The organism is Corynebacterium sp. FDAARGOS 1242 (assembly GCF_016889985.1).
Classification (GTDB): domain Bacteria; phylum Actinomycetota; class Actinomycetes; order Mycobacteriales; family Mycobacteriaceae; genus Corynebacterium; species Corynebacterium minutissimum_B.
In genome coordinates this window covers 761,797-777,827 of sequence record NZ_CP069568.1, presented here as the reverse complement: position 1 = coordinate 777,827, position 16,031 = coordinate 761,797, and the positions used below count along the sequence as shown (strand labels likewise).

At 58.5% G+C, this 16,031-nt stretch carries 15 protein-coding genes; 9 read left to right on the top strand and 6 right to left on the bottom strand.

What is annotated here, in order from left to right; all coding sequences use genetic code 11:
• The first annotated feature begins 107 nt into the window (after positions 1-107).
• Together ppgK and I6J72_RS03670 are read left to right on the top strand one after the other, a co-directional pair.
• The gene (ppgK, locus tag I6J72_RS03675; RefSeq protein ID WP_204099962.1) at positions 108-893 is read left to right on the top strand and encodes a polyphosphate--glucose phosphotransferase; all 786 of its coding nucleotides are present in this window, start codon (positions 108-110) and stop codon (positions 891-893) included.
• A 201-nt stretch (positions 894-1,094) separates the two neighbouring features.
• On the top strand, positions 1,095-2,591 hold the full coding sequence (locus tag I6J72_RS03670; protein ID WP_204099961.1) for an RNA polymerase sigma factor: 1,497 nt from the start codon (positions 1,095-1,097) through the stop codon (positions 2,589-2,591).
• An 82-nt stretch (positions 2,592-2,673) separates the two neighbouring features.
• On the opposite strand, the gene I6J72_RS03665 is transcribed toward I6J72_RS03670, so the two are convergent.
• From I6J72_RS03665 to I6J72_RS03640, 6 genes are all read right to left on the bottom strand, one after another.
• Entirely contained in the window at positions 2,674-3,108 is a 435-nt protein-coding gene (locus I6J72_RS03665; RefSeq protein ID WP_204099960.1) for a hypothetical protein, read from the bottom strand.
• Positions 3,109-3,229: 121 nt separating this feature from the next.
• Positions 3,230-3,922, bottom strand: a complete 693-nt coding sequence (gene dhaM / locus I6J72_RS03660; protein ID WP_204099959.1) for a dihydroxyacetone kinase phosphoryl donor subunit DhaM — start codon at positions 3,920-3,922, stop codon at positions 3,230-3,232.
• 3 nt (positions 3,923-3,925) lie between these two features.
• Positions 3,926-4,570, bottom strand: coding sequence for a dihydroxyacetone kinase subunit DhaL (gene dhaL, locus I6J72_RS03655; protein ID WP_204099958.1), 645 nt, complete (start codon positions 4,568-4,570; stop codon positions 3,926-3,928).
• 2 nt (positions 4,571-4,572) lie between these two features.
• The gene (gene dhaK / locus I6J72_RS03650) at positions 4,573-5,574 is read right to left on the bottom strand and encodes a dihydroxyacetone kinase subunit DhaK (RefSeq protein WP_204100417.1); all 1,002 of its coding nucleotides are present in this window, start codon (positions 5,572-5,574) and stop codon (positions 4,573-4,575) included.
• 150 nt (positions 5,575-5,724) lie between these two features.
• On the bottom strand, positions 5,725-7,479 hold the full coding sequence (locus tag I6J72_RS03645) for a DEAD/DEAH box helicase (RefSeq protein ID WP_239107484.1): 1,755 nt from the start codon (positions 7,477-7,479) through the stop codon (positions 5,725-5,727).
• Between the two features lie 174 nt (positions 7,480-7,653).
• Entirely contained in the window at positions 7,654-7,905 is a 252-nt protein-coding gene (locus I6J72_RS03640) for a DUF3039 domain-containing protein (protein WP_082013938.1), read from the bottom strand.
• A gap of 48 nt (positions 7,906-7,953) precedes the next feature.
• On the opposite strand from I6J72_RS03640, the gene I6J72_RS03635 reads away from it, so the two are divergent.
• The 7 genes from I6J72_RS03635 to I6J72_RS03605 all read left to right on the top strand — a co-directional run bounded on the left by I6J72_RS03635 (position 7,954) and on the right by I6J72_RS03605 (position 15,756).
• Positions 7,954-8,403 (top strand): DUF3099 domain-containing protein, encoded by a 450-nt coding sequence (locus I6J72_RS03635; RefSeq protein WP_204099956.1) that lies wholly within the window; start codon positions 7,954-7,956, stop codon positions 8,401-8,403.
• Between the two features lie 82 nt (positions 8,404-8,485).
• Entirely contained in the window at positions 8,486-10,027 is a 1,542-nt protein-coding gene (locus tag I6J72_RS03630; RefSeq protein ID WP_204100416.1) for a methyltransferase, read from the top strand.
• Positions 10,028-10,081: 54 nt separating this feature from the next.
• Positions 10,082-10,525, top strand: a complete 444-nt coding sequence (gene dtd / locus I6J72_RS03625; RefSeq protein WP_115022471.1) for a D-aminoacyl-tRNA deacylase — start codon at positions 10,082-10,084, stop codon at positions 10,523-10,525.
• Between the two features lie 288 nt (positions 10,526-10,813).
• The gene (locus tag I6J72_RS03620; protein ID WP_204099955.1) at positions 10,814-12,238 is read left to right on the top strand and encodes an HAAAP family serine/threonine permease; all 1,425 of its coding nucleotides are present in this window, start codon (positions 10,814-10,816) and stop codon (positions 12,236-12,238) included.
• 46 nt (positions 12,239-12,284) lie between these two features.
• Entirely contained in the window at positions 12,285-13,661 is a 1,377-nt protein-coding gene (locus tag I6J72_RS03615) for an L-serine ammonia-lyase (protein ID WP_204099954.1), read from the top strand.
• A 127-nt stretch (positions 13,662-13,788) separates the two neighbouring features.
• Positions 13,789-14,547 carry a transcriptional regulator gene (locus I6J72_RS03610; protein ID WP_239107482.1) on the top strand — a complete coding sequence of 253 codons (759 nt, stop codon included), beginning with the start codon at positions 13,789-13,791 and terminating at the stop codon, positions 14,545-14,547.
• A gap of 195 nt (positions 14,548-14,742) precedes the next feature.
• On the top strand, positions 14,743-15,756 hold the full coding sequence (locus tag I6J72_RS03605) for a sigma-70 family RNA polymerase sigma factor (RefSeq protein WP_204099952.1): 1,014 nt from the start codon (positions 14,743-14,745) through the stop codon (positions 15,754-15,756).
• Positions 15,757-16,031: the final 275 nt, after the last annotated feature.

Below are 16,031 nucleotides of genomic sequence, written 5' to 3'. Positions count from 1 at the left end.
AGAAGACACTCCGCCTCTTTCCGGCGCCGCCTATGTCGCCTCTGCCACACCTAGATGGCACCGGAATGCCTGCACATCATGCGGGAGAGTTGCTTAAACTAGACACCATGACTGCGCAACACTCACAGCACCAAGCACCTCACCATGAGGGCCACTCTTTCGGTATCGATGTCGGCGGCTCCGGAATCAAGGGCGCCGAGGTAGATCTCGCTACCGGTGAATTCGTGGGCGACCGCCTCAAGATTGCTACCCCCAAGCCCGCGACTCCAGAGGCCGTTGCCGAGGTTATTGCTCAGATCGTCGCCGAAAAGGGCTGGGATGGCCCCGTTGGCATCACCCTGCCCGCTGTGATCAAAAACCAGGCCGTCCGCAGCGCCGCCAACATTGACAAATCCTGGATCGGTATTAACGCCCAGGAGTTGTTGAGCCAGTTCCTCGATACGCCTTTTACTGTGCTGAACGACGCCGACGCGGCCGGTCTCGCCGAAGTTGCTTACGGTGACGACATAGTCCGCACGGGCCCGGTTATCTTCCTTACTCTCGGCACCGGTATTGGTTCTGCGTTCCTTCTCGACGGCCAACTTTTCCCCAATACCGAAATCGGCCACCTCATCGTGGGAGAGCAAGAAGCAGAGCACCAGGCGTCCTCCGCAGTCAAGGATCGCGAGGGCCTCAAGACCAAACAGTGGGCCAAGCGTGTGAACCGAGTACTGTATGAATACGAGGCACTGTTTAACCCGTCCGCATTTGTTATCGGCGGTGGCATTTCCCGCAAGTTCGACAAGTGGGGCGAGCATCTGAGCATTGAAACCCCAGTAGTGGCAGCTCAACTACGCAATCGGGCAGGTATCGTCGGCGCTGCCATGGCGGCAAAAGAAGGTATCCGCCCATAATCAGAGGAGCGTTAAACTTTCCTAGTTGACCCCAGTCACCGCCAGTAGGCGAAAATGATCTATACTGGGCTGTCGATTACCCAATATTGAGCGGCGCGCCTCTCCTGCTCATCTCGGAGGCGGGCTAGCATCGGGGACTAGTTGCGATGACTTTGCGATTCCCCATATTTTCCACATAGAGAGCAAGTCGAAAGGGCGTACGTGGCAGCCACTGATTCTTCAGACCAGGTACTCGGTGAAGGCGAGAACACCTCCGAGGCATCTGCACCTGCACAGAAGACCGCCAAGAAGACGGCAAAGAAGACCGCTAAAAAGACGGCAAAGAAAACGGCTAAAAAGACCGCTAAGAAGACTGCGAAGAAAACAGCTAAAAAGACTGCCAAGAAGGCGGCCAAAAAGACGGCTAAGAAAACCACTCGCAAGTCCGCTCAGAAGGCTACGAAGAAGACAGCTAAGAAGACCGTCCGGAAGTCGGCAGCCAAGAAGGCGACGTCTCCGGAGGAGAATTCTGAAGCAACCGAGTCTGATGAGGACCTGATCGAGGACCAGACTGACGACTTGGACGCTGACGCAGTCGACGACGCGGACTTGGACTTTGATCCGGATCACGCCGACATCGACGATGATGACGAGTTCGGCGACGAAGATGATCTTGAAGGCGAGGATGCTGACGACGAGGACGAGGACGATGGCTCCTCCGTCTGGGACGAGGACGAGTCTGCCGCCCTGCGCCAGGCGCGTAAGGACGCAGAACTTACTGCGTCTGCTGACTCCGTTCGTGCCTACCTCAAGCAGATTGGTAAGGTCGCTCTGCTCAACGCCGAGCAGGAGGTCTCGCTAGCCAAGCGTATCGAGGCAGGCCTGTACGCGCAGTACCGCATGGACGAGATGGAAAAAGCCCGCGCAGAGGGCGATAAGGCTGCCAAGCTTTCCCCCATGGAAAAGCGTGACATGCGCGCTATCGCCCGTGATGGCCGCAAGGCAAAAAACCACCTTCTTGAGGCTAACTTGCGTCTCGTGGTGTCGTTGGCCAAGCGCTACACCGGCCGCGGCATGGCTTTCCTTGACCTCATTCAGGAAGGAAACCTGGGTCTAATCCGCGCCGTGGAGAAGTTTGACTACACCAAGGGCTACAAGTTCTCCACTTACGCCACGTGGTGGATCCGCCAGGCTATTACCCGCGCCATGGCGGACCAGGCCCGCACCATCCGCATTCCGGTGCACATGGTGGAGGTCATCAACAAGCTTGGCCGCATTCAGCGTGAGCTGCTGCAGGACTTGGGCCGTGAGCCCACCCCGCAGGAGCTGGCCAAGGAGATGGACATCACCGAAGAGAAGGTGCTGGAGATCCAGCAGTATGCCCGCGAGCCGATCTCCCTGGACCAGACTATTGGTGACGAGGGCGATTCCCAGCTTGGTGACTTTATCGAAGACTCCGAGGCAGTTATCGCCGTCGATGCCGTCTCCTTCACCTTGTTGCAGGATCAGCTTCAAGATGTGCTGACGACCCTCTCCGAGCGTGAGGCTGGTGTGGTCCGGCTGCGCTTCGGTTTGACCGATGGCATGCCACGCACTTTAGACGAGATCGGTCAAGTCTATGGCGTTACCCGCGAGCGTATTCGCCAGATCGAGTCCAAGACCATGTCGAAGCTGCGCCACCCGTCGCGCTCCCAGGTCCTACGCGACTACCTGGATTAATCACTCGTTTCCCCTGCGGGGATGAGGGATAAGAAGCGGCGAAGAAGGAACTGTCCTTCTTCGCCGCTTCTCCTTTAAGCACCTAAGGTTTTAGACCAAAAAGAAAGATCATGGCCATGGGTACAAACGGAGCTGTCATGGCCCAGCCGATGCCAATTACTAGTGCGGCAATCGCCATGCCTCGGCGCTTATGTTCGGTTCGGCGCCCCTCGGCCAAGATCAACGCCAAACCGCCCAAAGCCGCGCCTGCCAGACCAGTTCCAATAGTCAGGACGGACAGCAGAAAACCCGCTGAGAACTCACAAAGCGTCAACACAATGATGAACACCGGCGGGATGACCGCCACCGCGAGCGCCCAGGGAGACCACGGATTCGGCCGTGAGAACCTCTCCGTCGGCGGCGGCGCATCAGACGTCGCAAAAGAAGCGACGCTTGGAGCGCCATAGGCATAAGGATTGGGCGCATTGTAGGAACTGCCGGTGTGTCCAAAAGGATCCGCTGCGTTGGGCTGGTTCATGGGGTCTCCACTTTCGTCGAAACTCAACTGGGATGCACCTCACACAGTATCCGACCGCCGCGAGCACAGCACTACCAGCGGGGGACGCTGCCCGCTAGAAGTGTTGCCTCAGTCTTAGCCCTCAGTTCTCTTCTTCGAGTCCTTGTGCAATAGCATCAGCAATCCGGTCGATAACTGGAGTGTCATCAGCTTCACCGCTCACGGTGATGGACGCGCCGTGGGACGCACCGAGAGACATCAGCATCATGGCCGAATCTGCTTCCGCTTCTTCCCCATCGAAGAAAATGACGATGTCACCCTCCGCCTGAGCCGCCATTTCAGCGACCTTCGAGGCTGGACGCGCATGTAGTCCGGCTGCGTCCGCGACGGTAACGGTACGCGAATACATCTCCCCAGACGCCGCCGAGTCACTCGTTTTCGACGCTCCGAAAATGTCGATCACCTGTGCCGCCGCCGTGGCTACGGCAGCGAGGTCATCTCCTTGCTGCGCAGCAGTGGCAGCAGCGATAGCCGCCTCGACAAGCGGCGCATCAACAAAGGTCACCGGCTCGTCATCGAGGAACTCGAGCACAGACTCGACTGTCATCGTGGCCGAGCCTAAGTCAGTAAGAACAACCACGCCGAGCCCTTGGCCAAGAAGGTCGTTAATGGCTGTCTCAATGAGATCGTATGAGGTGCCAATTCCCCCGTCCTCCAGTCCACCGGCAGAGCGGATCGTGACATCCGCGGCCATTTGGGCGGCGAGTTCAGCTAGGCCTTCGGCCAGCTTCGCGGAATGGGACACGAGGACGAGGCCGACGTGTGGTTGTGACATCGACTAATCCTCCTGCGCTGCGTCAGCAGCCGCGGCGAGAAAGAGCGCCGTCGATGCCGCACCGGGGTCCTTGTGGCCTACAGATCGCTCGCCCAGATAGGAGGCGCGCCCCTTCGTCGCCACCATCGGAATGGTAGCTTCAGCGCCTTCAGCGGCGGCGTCGGCAGCCGCGCGCAGCACGTCAGCAGGGCCTCGTCCGGCATCTGCTTCCTCACGAGCAGCACGTGCAGCAGGGAGCCACGCGTCAACCATGGTCTTCTCCCCTTCGGCTGCCTTACCGCGGGCGGTGATTCCTTCAGCGGCAGCCTCGATAAAGGCCGCGGTTGTGGACGCATCGAGATCACTAGAGCCAGCAGCCTTGGCAGCGCGCAGGAACGCCGTGCCCAACAGCGGGCCAGAGGCACCACCTACGGTAGACATCAGAGTCTTAGCGGCAAGTTTGAGGACATCAGCGACGGTGGAACCATCGGCAGTAATCTCAGCCTCGACCTTGTCCACCACGGCGCGGAAACCGCGGTCAACGTTCTCGCCATGGTCGCTATCACCAATCACTCGATCGAGTTCAATGAGTTCTTCACGGTGTTCATGAGCTGCAGCAGCGCAGTTCTTCATCCACGCCTGTGCCCATGCAGTTGAAAGTTGAGTCATGATTACATTCCTTGTCGTAGTGCGGTGGTGTGGCAGGGGGCGTCGAAAAGCGCCAGGTCCTCCTCGTCAGCGCGCATCACGGTGACGGAGCACCCAGCCATGTCCAAGCTGGTAACGAAATTCCCCACAAGCGACCGTTCGATGGACACGCCCGCGGCGTTGAGGCGTTGAGCCACGCGGCGGTAGACCACATAGAGCTCCGAGGCTGGTGTAGCCCCCATACCGTTCACGACAACGATGGTGCGCTCGCCTTTGTTGAGCTGGAGGTCGGCGAGGATAGGGTCAAGCAAATGGTCCGTTACGTCGTCAGCAGAAATCAACGGGATTTCTTTGCGGCCAGGCTCACCATGAATACCGACGCCCAGTTCAACTTCGTCCTCCGCCAAGTCAAAGGACGGCTTGCCTACATGCGGCACGGTACAGGCGGTCAGTGCGGCTCCCATGGAGGCGGTATTCTCCACTACCTTCTTGGCCACAGCCGTTACCGCAGCAAGGTCATCACCACGTTCGGCAGCTGCTCCCGCGAGCTTTTCAACGAGGAGGGTTCCTGCCACGCCGCGGCGGCCCGCGGTATAGGTCGAATCTTCAACGGCAACATCGTCATCCACGATGACCTGACTGACCTCAATGTCATCGACGTCAGCGAGTTCAGCTGCCGTATCGAAGTTAAGGACGTCCCCCGTATAGTTCTTCACAATGTAGAGCACGCCCGCGCCGGCACTGACGGCGTCAGTCGCTGCTTGGATGGCATCCGGCGTCGGTGACGTAAACATTGCGCCAGGGACAGCAGCATCCAGCATGCCGTGGCCAACGAACCCCGCATGGAGTGGCTCGTGTCCCGAACCGCCGCCAGAGACAATGGCGACTTTGCCGTTCGCCTTCTTCTCTGCGCGGGTTATGAACAGAGGATCCGTGGCGCGTGTGACGATGTCACTGTGCGCCCGCACAAAACCTTCTACTGATTCGGCGACGACGTTCTCCGGCGCGTTGATGAGCTTCTTCATCATCCATCTCCTTGGATTCTCTTAAGCCACAGGCCTGTGGGCAGGATGATGTCGAGCTTACACTTGCAGAAAACAGTTACACCGTTCACTTTTCCGGGTGGGGAGTTCATCGCGCCGCTACCGAGGCGCCGCCGCAATCTTAAGGACCTGCTACCACTTGCGCAGGTATTCGATGCGCTGGCGCAGCTGTTCGGCGTCGCACAACGCGGTGGGTGGGCCACCGCAGGCCTTTCGAGCTTCGGTATGGATGGCGCCGTGGGGCCGGCCAGTGCGCTGTGCAGTGATGGACACCACCGTGTTGAGCTCCTTGCGCAGCGCAGAAATCTCATCCACCACGCCCGCGTCAGAACCGCCGGTGCTTGCCGACGTCCCCGCGGCACCACCTTGTCCTCCACGTTTCGGCGCATGCGGGGTGCCGTACAGCTTGTTGCGCTGCTCCTCTGCTGCCTCCGCTGCCCGGCGCGCTTTCTCCTCGGCTTCCCGCCGATCCATCTCCTCTGACTGCTTCTTGCGCAAGAGATCCTTGACCTGGTCGGCGTCGAGAAGCCCGGGAATGCCGAGAAAATCTTCGTCCTCGTCGGTCATGGCGCCGGTAGTAAACTGCGAGCCGTTGTAGAGCAGGCCAGAGAATTCCGCCTCGGCGCCAAGGGACTCGTACGAGGGCTCAAGCATGTCGGGCTCGGTCTTCTTCTGGTTAGCGTCCTCCAGAAGTTCGTCGTCCCAGCCCTCCTTGTCGGGGTTCTTCTCCCCTCCCAGGACGTGATCACGCTGCTTTTCCATGTTCTCGGCAAGGCCCAAGAGCACCGGCACGGAGGGTAGGAAGACCGAGGCGGTCTCACCAGGCATGCGGGAACGTACGAAACGGCCGATGGCCTGGGCAAAGAAAAGCGGGGTCGACGCCGAGGTGGCGTAGACACCTACGGCGAGACGGGGAACGTCAACGCCCTCAGACACCATACGTACGGCCACCATCCACTCATCCGTGGATTCAGAGAACTCCGCAATGCGTGCGGAGGAACCTGGGTCGTCTGACAGGATGACGGAGACCGGGGTGTTGGAAATCTGTTTGAGGATCTTCGCGTAGGCGCGCGCGGTGGTCGTGTCGGTAGCTAATACGAGGCCACCAGCATCCGGCATGTTGCGGCGCATCTGCATCAGGCGGGTATGTGCGGCGTGCAGAACTGTGGGAATCCACTCGCCCTTGGGGTCCAAGGCGGTGCGCCACGCCCGCGCCGTTTGCTCCGGGTTAAGAATGTCCCCTAGACGGGCCGCATGTTCCTCACCGGCGCTATCCCGCCAGCGGGACTCGCCGGAGTAGCTGAGGAAGACGACGGGGCGCACGACGCCGTCGGCAAGCGCATCGCCATAGCCATAGGTGTGATCCGAACGAGAAACGAGGTGGCCCTCCCCATCCTCCTCGTATCGCACGAAAGGAATCTGCGAGTCATCGGAGCGGAAAGGCGTACCGGTGAGCGCTAAGCGGTGTTCGGCGTCATCATAGGCCTCGCGCACGCCGTCGCCCCAGCTCTTGGCATCACCGGCATGGTGGATCTCATCGAGGATCACCAAGGTGCGTCGTGCCGAGGCCACCGCGCGGTGCTTGTACGGGTGCATGCCCACCTGGGCATAGGTCACTACCACGCCATCCATCGCTGGGTTCACGCCAGATGAGTTGGTGAATTTCGGATCCAATGCCAACCCCACGCGGGAGGCGGACTCGGACCACTGCACTTTGAGGTGCTCCGTTGGCACCACTACGATGACGCGCTCAACGGTGCGGTCCGCCATAAGCTCGGTGGCTACACGCAGCGCAAAGGTAGTTTTACCGGCACCAGGAGTCGCCACCGCCATGAAATCCTTCGGCTTGGTGGCCAGGAATTTGTCCAATGCGGCGCGCTGCCACACACGGAGTGAACCATTATTGGCAAATCTTTGTGCTGATGACTGTGTCGACACGGTCAGCGTCTATCCCCCTCTACTTTCCCAAAACCCGATGCTGTATGTCGTTCTTCGCGCTGCGCCTCCTCTTCGGGCAAGACACCGCGTGCCACGCCCTCCTCTAAGGACGACGTGGCGTTCCTAGCGGCGGCGCAGGCTCTTGTATTCGCGCTCGCAATCAGGGCACACAGGCGAACCGGGCTTAGCCTGCTTAGTCACCGGGAAGGTCTCGCCGCACAGCGCAACGACGTACTTGCCGTTGACCGCGGAATCGAGGATATGGTCCTTCTTGACATAGTGGAAGAACTTCGGGGTGTCGTCATTGGTCGACGTATCCTCGCGGACATCAGGGCGCTCAATAGTCTTAGTCGTCGTACTCACGCCCCCTATCATGCCGTATCGGTATCGAAGTTGGCGAGTCCTCCCGCTACGCTTGTGACCATGACCCCTTCGAACTCGCGTGATAACGCAGGCCGCACCCCACAATCGGGGCGGAGACGCGGGCGGGCGTTTGGCCGTGAGCGCTACCTCATCACCACAGCCAAACTCGCCCCAGGGCAAGATCGCCATCGCCGCGAGGTTATCTACTTTGTCTTGCAGTTCTTGCGCATCCCCTCCCTCATCATCGCCGGAGTCCTGGCCTACGTGTGGCAGTGGTGGATTCCGGCAGCACTTGTCGTGGCTGTGACCTTCCCGTTGCCGTGGATTGCAGTTGTCATTGGTAATAGCCGTGGGCAGAAGAAGGATAAACGCGAAAAATCAGTGTACAAACCAGCACTGGCACGGCAGATGGCGCAGGCGCACCGCGAGCAACTAGAGCGCCAGGACCGAGGCGCGTTGCCTGGCGCGCCGCAACAACCTCCACCTGACACCATTGACCACGACGACTAGAACTCTTTTTAAGGCATTAAGGAACTAAGGAACTATTGTGAGCACCTCCGACTCTTCCGGCCCTTCTCCTTTCGGCCCACCCATGAACCCAGAGCACCCCATCGCCGAGTTCGCCCATGACCTAGTCCAGGTCTTCGACAAGGCGGGCTTTAACGCTGATGGGATTGCTGGACACTTGGGCCCGGAGTACACAGAGGCTTTGCATCGAGGGGAGCCCGCCGCTGTGGCGATGGGTACCCACGGCGATGCTGTAATCGACCACCTCATCCGAATCTTCATTTTGCACGAGCACGTGCCGGCCACGCTGTTGTCTGAGGTCTTAGGGGCGCGCCTTGCCACCAACCTGCTCGATTCAGGCGTAGCACAGACCGATGAGCACGGCACCGTTTTCGTCGCCTACGACATTCGCCCGCACATCATCGTGGGCCGCAACCGTGTGGTTTTCTCTGATGTCGATGCTTCCCTGGTGGATCACGTGCCGGGCCCTGACCATGTTTTGGGCGTGGGCTCTGCCAGTCTTTCCCTCCTGCATTCCACCCCGACGTCCCCGGTGTCCTCCGTGCTAGATCTGGGCACAGGTTCCGGTGTGCAGTTGCTGGGGCAACTGGATTCTGCGGAGCACATCGTGGCAACGGACGTCCATGAGCGCGCGCTTGACCTGGCCCGCGCCACTGTCGCTGCTGCAGGTGCTACCTCGCGTGTGGAGTTGCGCCAAGGCTCTTGGTTTGAACCTGTAGCTGGGGAGCGCTTCGACCGCATTGTGGCCAATCCACCTTTTGTAGTGGGTTTGCCGGAGGTAGGCCATGTCTACCGCGATTCCGGTCTCAACCTTGATGGGGCTAGTGAGCTCGTAGTCTCCCAGGCCGCGGAGCATCTCACCCCAGGTGGCACCGCCCACCTGCTGGCCGCGTGGGTCCACCAAGGTGAGGAATCCTGGCAACAGCGCGTTGCTTCGTGGTTGCCCGATACCGGTGTGGCTGCGTGGATCATTCAGCGCGACGTTGCCGATCCTGCACTCTACGTGTCCACGTGGTTGGCCGATGAGTCCGTTGATGTGCGCAGCACCGAGGGGCAAGCGCGCTCACGTGAATGGTTACAGCACTTCCATGATCATGAGGTCACCGGAATTGGCTTTGGGTTCGTCGCCATTCAACGCATCGACGATGATGAACCTTCCGATATCTTGGCGGAGACCATGTCCCAGCCAGTTGTCGATCCGCTCGGGCCCGAAGTCGAGGAATACTTTGCCCGAGTGGAGTGGCTGCGTGGGCTTGTGCCCGGCGAGTTGGAAAACGCTCATGTGCAGTTGCGCCCTGGCGTCGCCCGGGAAGATGTCGCTCTTCCCGATACTGAGGTGGGAATGGGCTTTACCCGCGCCGCACTGCGCCTTACGCGCACCGATGGTCCGCGTTGGCAGCACGATGTGGACGAGCACCTAGCTGCCATCGTGGCCGGTCTGAACCCGCAGGGTTTGAGCATTGGCGAGACCATCGAGCTGTATGCCGCCGCGCAAGGCTATGACGAGGCTGCGCTTGTCGACGCCGCCCTCCCCGCCATCGTCGATCTCATCCGCCACGGCCTTGTGATCCCGACCGAACTGCTGGCTTTCTCACATACCGACTAGCTGCTTTAACCAATCACAGATAACCCTGTAGAAGAAAGGTAATTCCGCTCCCCCATGCGTGCAGTACTTACCCGTGTGTCTCAAGCTTCAGTAAGCGTTGATGGAGACACCGTTGGCTCAATCGACTGTCCCGACACCGGCGGGCTGTTAGCTCTTATTGGCGTCTCCACTGAAGATCTTGGCAACTGGCCCCCTCGTGCGGAGAAAATGGCGCGCAAGATCGCGGAGCTCCGAATCTTAGAGGGCGAACGTTCAGTACTCGAGGCTCAAGCGCCAGTATTGGTTGTTAGCCAGTTCACGCTTTATGGTCGCACTGCGAAAGGCCGGCGGCCTTCCTGGTCCGATGCTGCACCAGGACACGAGGCAGAACCAATCATCGATGCCATCGTGACTCACCTGAAAGAGCGCGGGCTACGCGTCGAAACCGGTCAGTTTGGCGCTGAGATGCGTGTGTCTTCAGTAAACGAGGGACCATTTACCGTGCTGGTAGAAACGTAATTTTGGCATCCAGCCGGCCAACCTTGTTGAACAATGCATAAACACGCGGAGAAAGCAAACTCAAGCAGAGTGATAATTTTCCTACCTCCAATGCGATAATTTATTATCATTTCTCTCCACTTTGTGCTTATACTGAGGGCACAGCGGAGCAAACGGGCTGTATATGCAGTAAATGTGAGAAAGCTCCTCACATACTGCAAAGCAAGATTGCAGACGAGAATCTTTTCTCACTACAAGGTTGCAGAAGCCCAATAGCTTCGATCAACCACTAGGACAGTAGGAAAGAAAATGTCTCACTCAGTATTGCGACACAATCACGATAGGGACCAACACCCCGAAAACCGCGCAGAGATGCCCGAGAGCCTCGCGGTCTCACAAAGTTCAACCCCTGCATCAGGCCAGTCATCTTCCGTCCCCGGCATCGACACCCCGTTCGAAGGGCGCAAGGGTGCCCCGAAGTGGAATAAGGAAGACACCGTATGGATGCTCTCCCTCTTCGGCACCGCCATTGGCGCCGGCGTCCTCTTCCTCCCCATCAACGCCGGTATTGGCGGCATCATCCCGCTCCTCATTATGACTGTCATTGCTCTGCCAATGACCTTCTGGGCGCACCGCGGCATGACCCGCTTCGTGCTCTCCAGCTCCAAGCCGGACGGTGACCTCACGGACGTCGTCGAGGAGCACTTCGGCGTCAAGGCCGGCGTCTTGATGAACATCCTGTACTTCCTGTCGGTATACCCCATCCTTCTCGTGTACTCGGTGACCATCACCAACACGGTCAATTCCTTCCTGGAGAACCAGCTGGGAATCACACCACCTGATCGCTGGCTCACCTCCCTGCTGCTGGTTGGCGGCCTCATCCTCATTGTGCGTATGGGCAAGGACGTCGTCGTTCACGTCATGTCCTACCTGGTGTACCCCTTCATCGGTGTGCTCGTTCTGCTCTCTATCTACCTCATCCCGAAGTGGAATACCGCTCTGTTTGAGTCCTTCGATCTGAGCGTCGCTCGCGAGGCTTCCGGCCACAGCCTGGGGGTTACCCTGATGCTGCTGGTTCCGGTCATGGTCTTCTCCTTCAACCACTCCCCGATGATTTCTTCCTTTGCAGTTGACCGCCGCCAGACCTACGGCAAGTATGCCGAAGTTAAGGCCAGCAAGACTCTGCTTCGCTCGGAAATCCTGATGGTTGCTGTGGTCATGTTCTTCGTCTTCTCCTGCGCACTCAGCCTCTCCCCGGAGCACCTGGCTGAAGCAAAGGCCCAGAACATCACCATCCTGTCCTACCTGGCAAACCACTTCGATACCCCGGTCATCCAGTGGATTGCTCCTATCATCGCCATGATTGCCGTGGCTAAGTCCTTCCTCGGCCACTACCTCGGTGCTGCTGAAGGATTCGAAGGCCTCATCGTCAAGGGCAGCAAGAAGGCCAACAAGGATGACGCCAATTCCCTGCGCAAGCTCAACTTCATCACTCTCATCTTCATGCTGGTCACCTCCTGGCTCGTTGCCTGGGCTGACCCCTCCATCCTCGGCATGATTGAAACCCTGTGTGGCCCGACGATTGCCATCATGCTCTTCATCATCCCGATGGTCGCCATCCACAAGGTACCTGCACTGCAGCGCTTCAAGGGCAAGGCTTCCAACTACTTCGTATTCGTGATGGGCCTGGTTGCACTGGCCACCATCATCTACTCCATCGTCCAGGCCTTCTAGAACCGGCACCCCGCAAGAAACACTCAGAGGATTCAAGGAAAGAACAATGTTCATCAGCATCTTCGATATGTTCAAGATTGGCATCGGCCCCTCCAGCTCCCACACGCTGGGACCAATGAAGGCAGGCAAGGCGTTCGTTGACGAACTGCAAGAAAAAGGCCTCTTCGACAAGGTCACCCGAGTACAAGCTAACGTCTACGGCTCACTTTCCCTCACCGGTATCGGCCATTCCACTGACAAGGCCATCCTCCTCGGCCTCGCTGGCGAAGAGCCCGAAACCGTTGACATCGACGGCATCTCCGAGTTCGTCAAAAACGTCCGCAGTAGCGAGAAGCTCATGCTCGGTGGAACTCGCGAGGTCGATTTCCCCAAGGAAGGAGGATTCTTCTTCCACGATGAATACCTCCCCATGCATGAAAACGGTATGTGTCTCATCGCTTTCGCCGGCGAAGAGGACATCCTGCACAAGACTTACTACTCAGTGGGCGGCGGCTTCATTGTCAAACAAGAAGACTTCGCAATGCGCGGTTCAAACAAGGTGGATATCCCCTTCCCGTACTCCAGCGCTGAAGAGATGCTCGAACTGTGTGAAAACAATAACTTGACGCTTCCAGAGCTCGGGTTGGCCAATGAGCTAGCACTGCGTTCACAAGAAGAAGTCACTGAGCACCTGGGCAAGGTACGTGATGTCATGTTCACCGGCATCGAGCGCGGCTCCTCTACCGACGGCCCGCTGCCTGGCTCGCTACTAGTGCCGCGCCGTGCCGCTGCGCTGAGGCGTCGTCTCGAGCAAAGCGATCATCACGACGATGGTCTCGATGTTCTGAGCTGGGTCAATATGTTTGCCTTGGCCATCTCTGAAGAGAACGCATCCTGCGGTCGCGTTGTGACCGCGCCGACTAATGGTGCCTGCGGCGTCGTGCCTGCAGTGCTTGCCTACTACGACAAGTTCGTCGAACCGGTCACTGAGGAAATGTTTGCAGACTATATCTTCGCCTGCAATCAGATTGCGTCTTTGTACAAGATGAACGCGTCCATCTCCGGTGCCGAGGTTGGCTGCCAGGGCGAAGTGGGTGTCGCTTGCTCCATGGCTGCAGGTGGTCTCGCCCAGCTCATGGGCGCTACCCCAGAGCAAGTATGCGTCGCCGCAGAAATCGGCATGGAACACAAGCTTGGCCTCACCTGCGACCCGGTCCTCGGCCAGGTTCAGGTCCCCTGCATCGAGCGCAATGCCGTCGCTGCTGTTGACTCCATCACCGCAGCCCGCATGGCCCTCGAGCGGGAAAGCAAGCCCTGTGTGTCCCTCGATGAAGTTATCTGGACCATGTACAAGACTGGAAAGGATATGAACGCCAAGTACCGTGAGACGTCGCAAGGCGGTCTGGCACTTGCAGTCCATCCGCCAGTCGCCGTATGCGGCTAGAGACCTCCTAAAGAATCGGTGAGCCGGGTGAGCACAGCAATATTGCCGCTGGTGTTCACCCGGCTCACCGCTTTCGTGTGGTAACTTCTCTATAAACTGACAGGAATATAAGGACATGCTTCAGCTAATGAATCTCTCTAGCAGCCATGCCTCCGAAGAAAATATCCTCGAGCAGTACGTACCACTCGTCGAATTTCTCGGTCAGGCCATGGGCCCTAATACCGAGATCGTTCTCCATGATCTCGATGTACCCGACCGGTCCATTATTGCGATTGCCAATAGTCATATTTCCGGCCGCGAACTTGGTGGCCCAGTCACGGATTTTGCGCTCTGGTTTATGAAAAAGGGCGATGCCGCCGCCGTCCCCATGATGACGGGATATCGTGCGGTCAACGCCGAAGGCAAAATCTGCCAATCATCCAGCTACTTCATCCGCGATGAAACCGGCCACATGCGTGGCATGCTGTGCATCAACGTCGACGTTTCGGAGTTAATTCACATCCGCGAAGCCGCCGACGCCCTCATCGGCAACGCTGATGATCCGGCATTCGACAAGAAAAAGGCCTTTAGCGGCTATCCCGAGGCTTCGCCCGAGCCCCCGCGCCCCATGGCCGCTGTTCCGGATCAACAAGAACCAGCCGAAGAACACATCAGCGAGTCCTTGGGAACAAACGTCGAGCAGCTGCTCGATTCGATGCTCGATTCTGTAATTTCCAAGCAGAACACAAACGTCTCACGCATGCACCGGGACGAGCGCATTCAGGTGGTCTCCGAATTGGAAGATGCTGGGTTCTTCCTCCTTAAGGGCGGCATTGCAGCGGCTGCCTTGCGTCTCGGAGTCTCTGAGCCAACGATTTACCGCTATCTCGTTACGGTGCGCGGCTAGGGGCGGGTATGGTGACTCACCATCGCTAACGTGCCACCGAGCACATTTTCTCCCCGCGGTGCGACTCCCCCGAAAAGGTGGAGCCCTACCGCGGGGATTGCGCTGTTTTGAGCATTCCTTACATTCCAGGGAACTCAACCGCATGGTGCATCGTTGTACCTCTTGAAACCGGCGAACAACTCAGGAGGCTTCACGATGACCCACGCATCGGCCAACACCGCCACTGGCACCGCAGATACCACTTTCGAAGAAGAACAGGAAGTAGACCGCGGCTCACGCCGTAACCAAACCAATGACAATCCCTCCGCGGACCTTGTCCGCGTTTACCTCAACGGAATTGGTAAGACCGCGCTGCTCAGCGCCGAGGACGAGGTTGAACTGGCCCAAGCCATTGAGGTGGGTCTCTACGCAGAATACAAGCTGGCTAATGCCGAGAAGCTGACCCGCGCTGAAAAACGTGACCTGAAGATTCTTGCCCGCGAAGGCAAGAAGGCCCGCTCCCACCTCCTGGAAGCTAACCTGCGTTTGGTGGTCTCCCTGGCGAAGCGCTACACCGGCCGCGGAATGCCTCTGCTAGATCTCATCCAGGAAGGCAACCTGGGACTTATTCGTGCGATGGAGAAGTTCGACTACGCCAAAGGCTTCAAGTTCTCCACCTACGCCACGTGGTGGATCCGTCAGGCCATTACCCGCGGCATGGCTGACCAGTCCCGCACTATTCGCCTTCCTGTGCACTTGGTGGAACAGGTCAACAAGCTCTCCCGTATCAAGCGTGAGATGTACCAGTCCCTGGGTCGTGAGGCAACGAACGAGGAACTGGCTGAGGAATCTGGTATCGAGGAATCCAAGATCGAGATGCTTCTACGCCAGTCCCGTGACCCAGTGTCCCTCGATATGCCGGTAGGTACCGATGAAGAGGCCCCGTTGGGTGACTTCATTGAGGATGCTGAGGCTACCGACGCAGAGACCGCAGTCGTTGCTTCCATGCGCCACTCTGATATCCGCTCCGTCATCGGTTCCCTGGAAGAGCGCGAGCAAGACGTTATTCGCCTGCGCTACGGCCTCGATGACGGTGTGCCGCGCACCTTGGACCAAATTGGCCGCAAGTTCGGCCTTTCCCGTGAACGCGTCCGCCAGATCGAGCGTGAGGTCATGGCCAAGTTGCGTGATGGCAACCGTGCCGACCGCCTCCGCGAGTACGCACTCTAAGTAAAGCTAGATACGAGCCGCCCAGCGGTCACGGCCCACAGATGTGGCGTGAGCCATCGAGACATCCCTCCTATTCTGTGACGACTAGCCACGGGGTCTGGGAGGTCGACGCTCGGTGGCTTTCGTCGTTTCGCACCCAACCTCCTTTCCACCTCCCCCAATAAAACTCCGAGCCAACGCTGGAGCAACTAGCGCTCTGTGAGCCACGGAATACGCTATTGTTTAAGTTATTCTCTTAATAGATTGCTATTACCGCGCCTAAACCTATGTGGCCA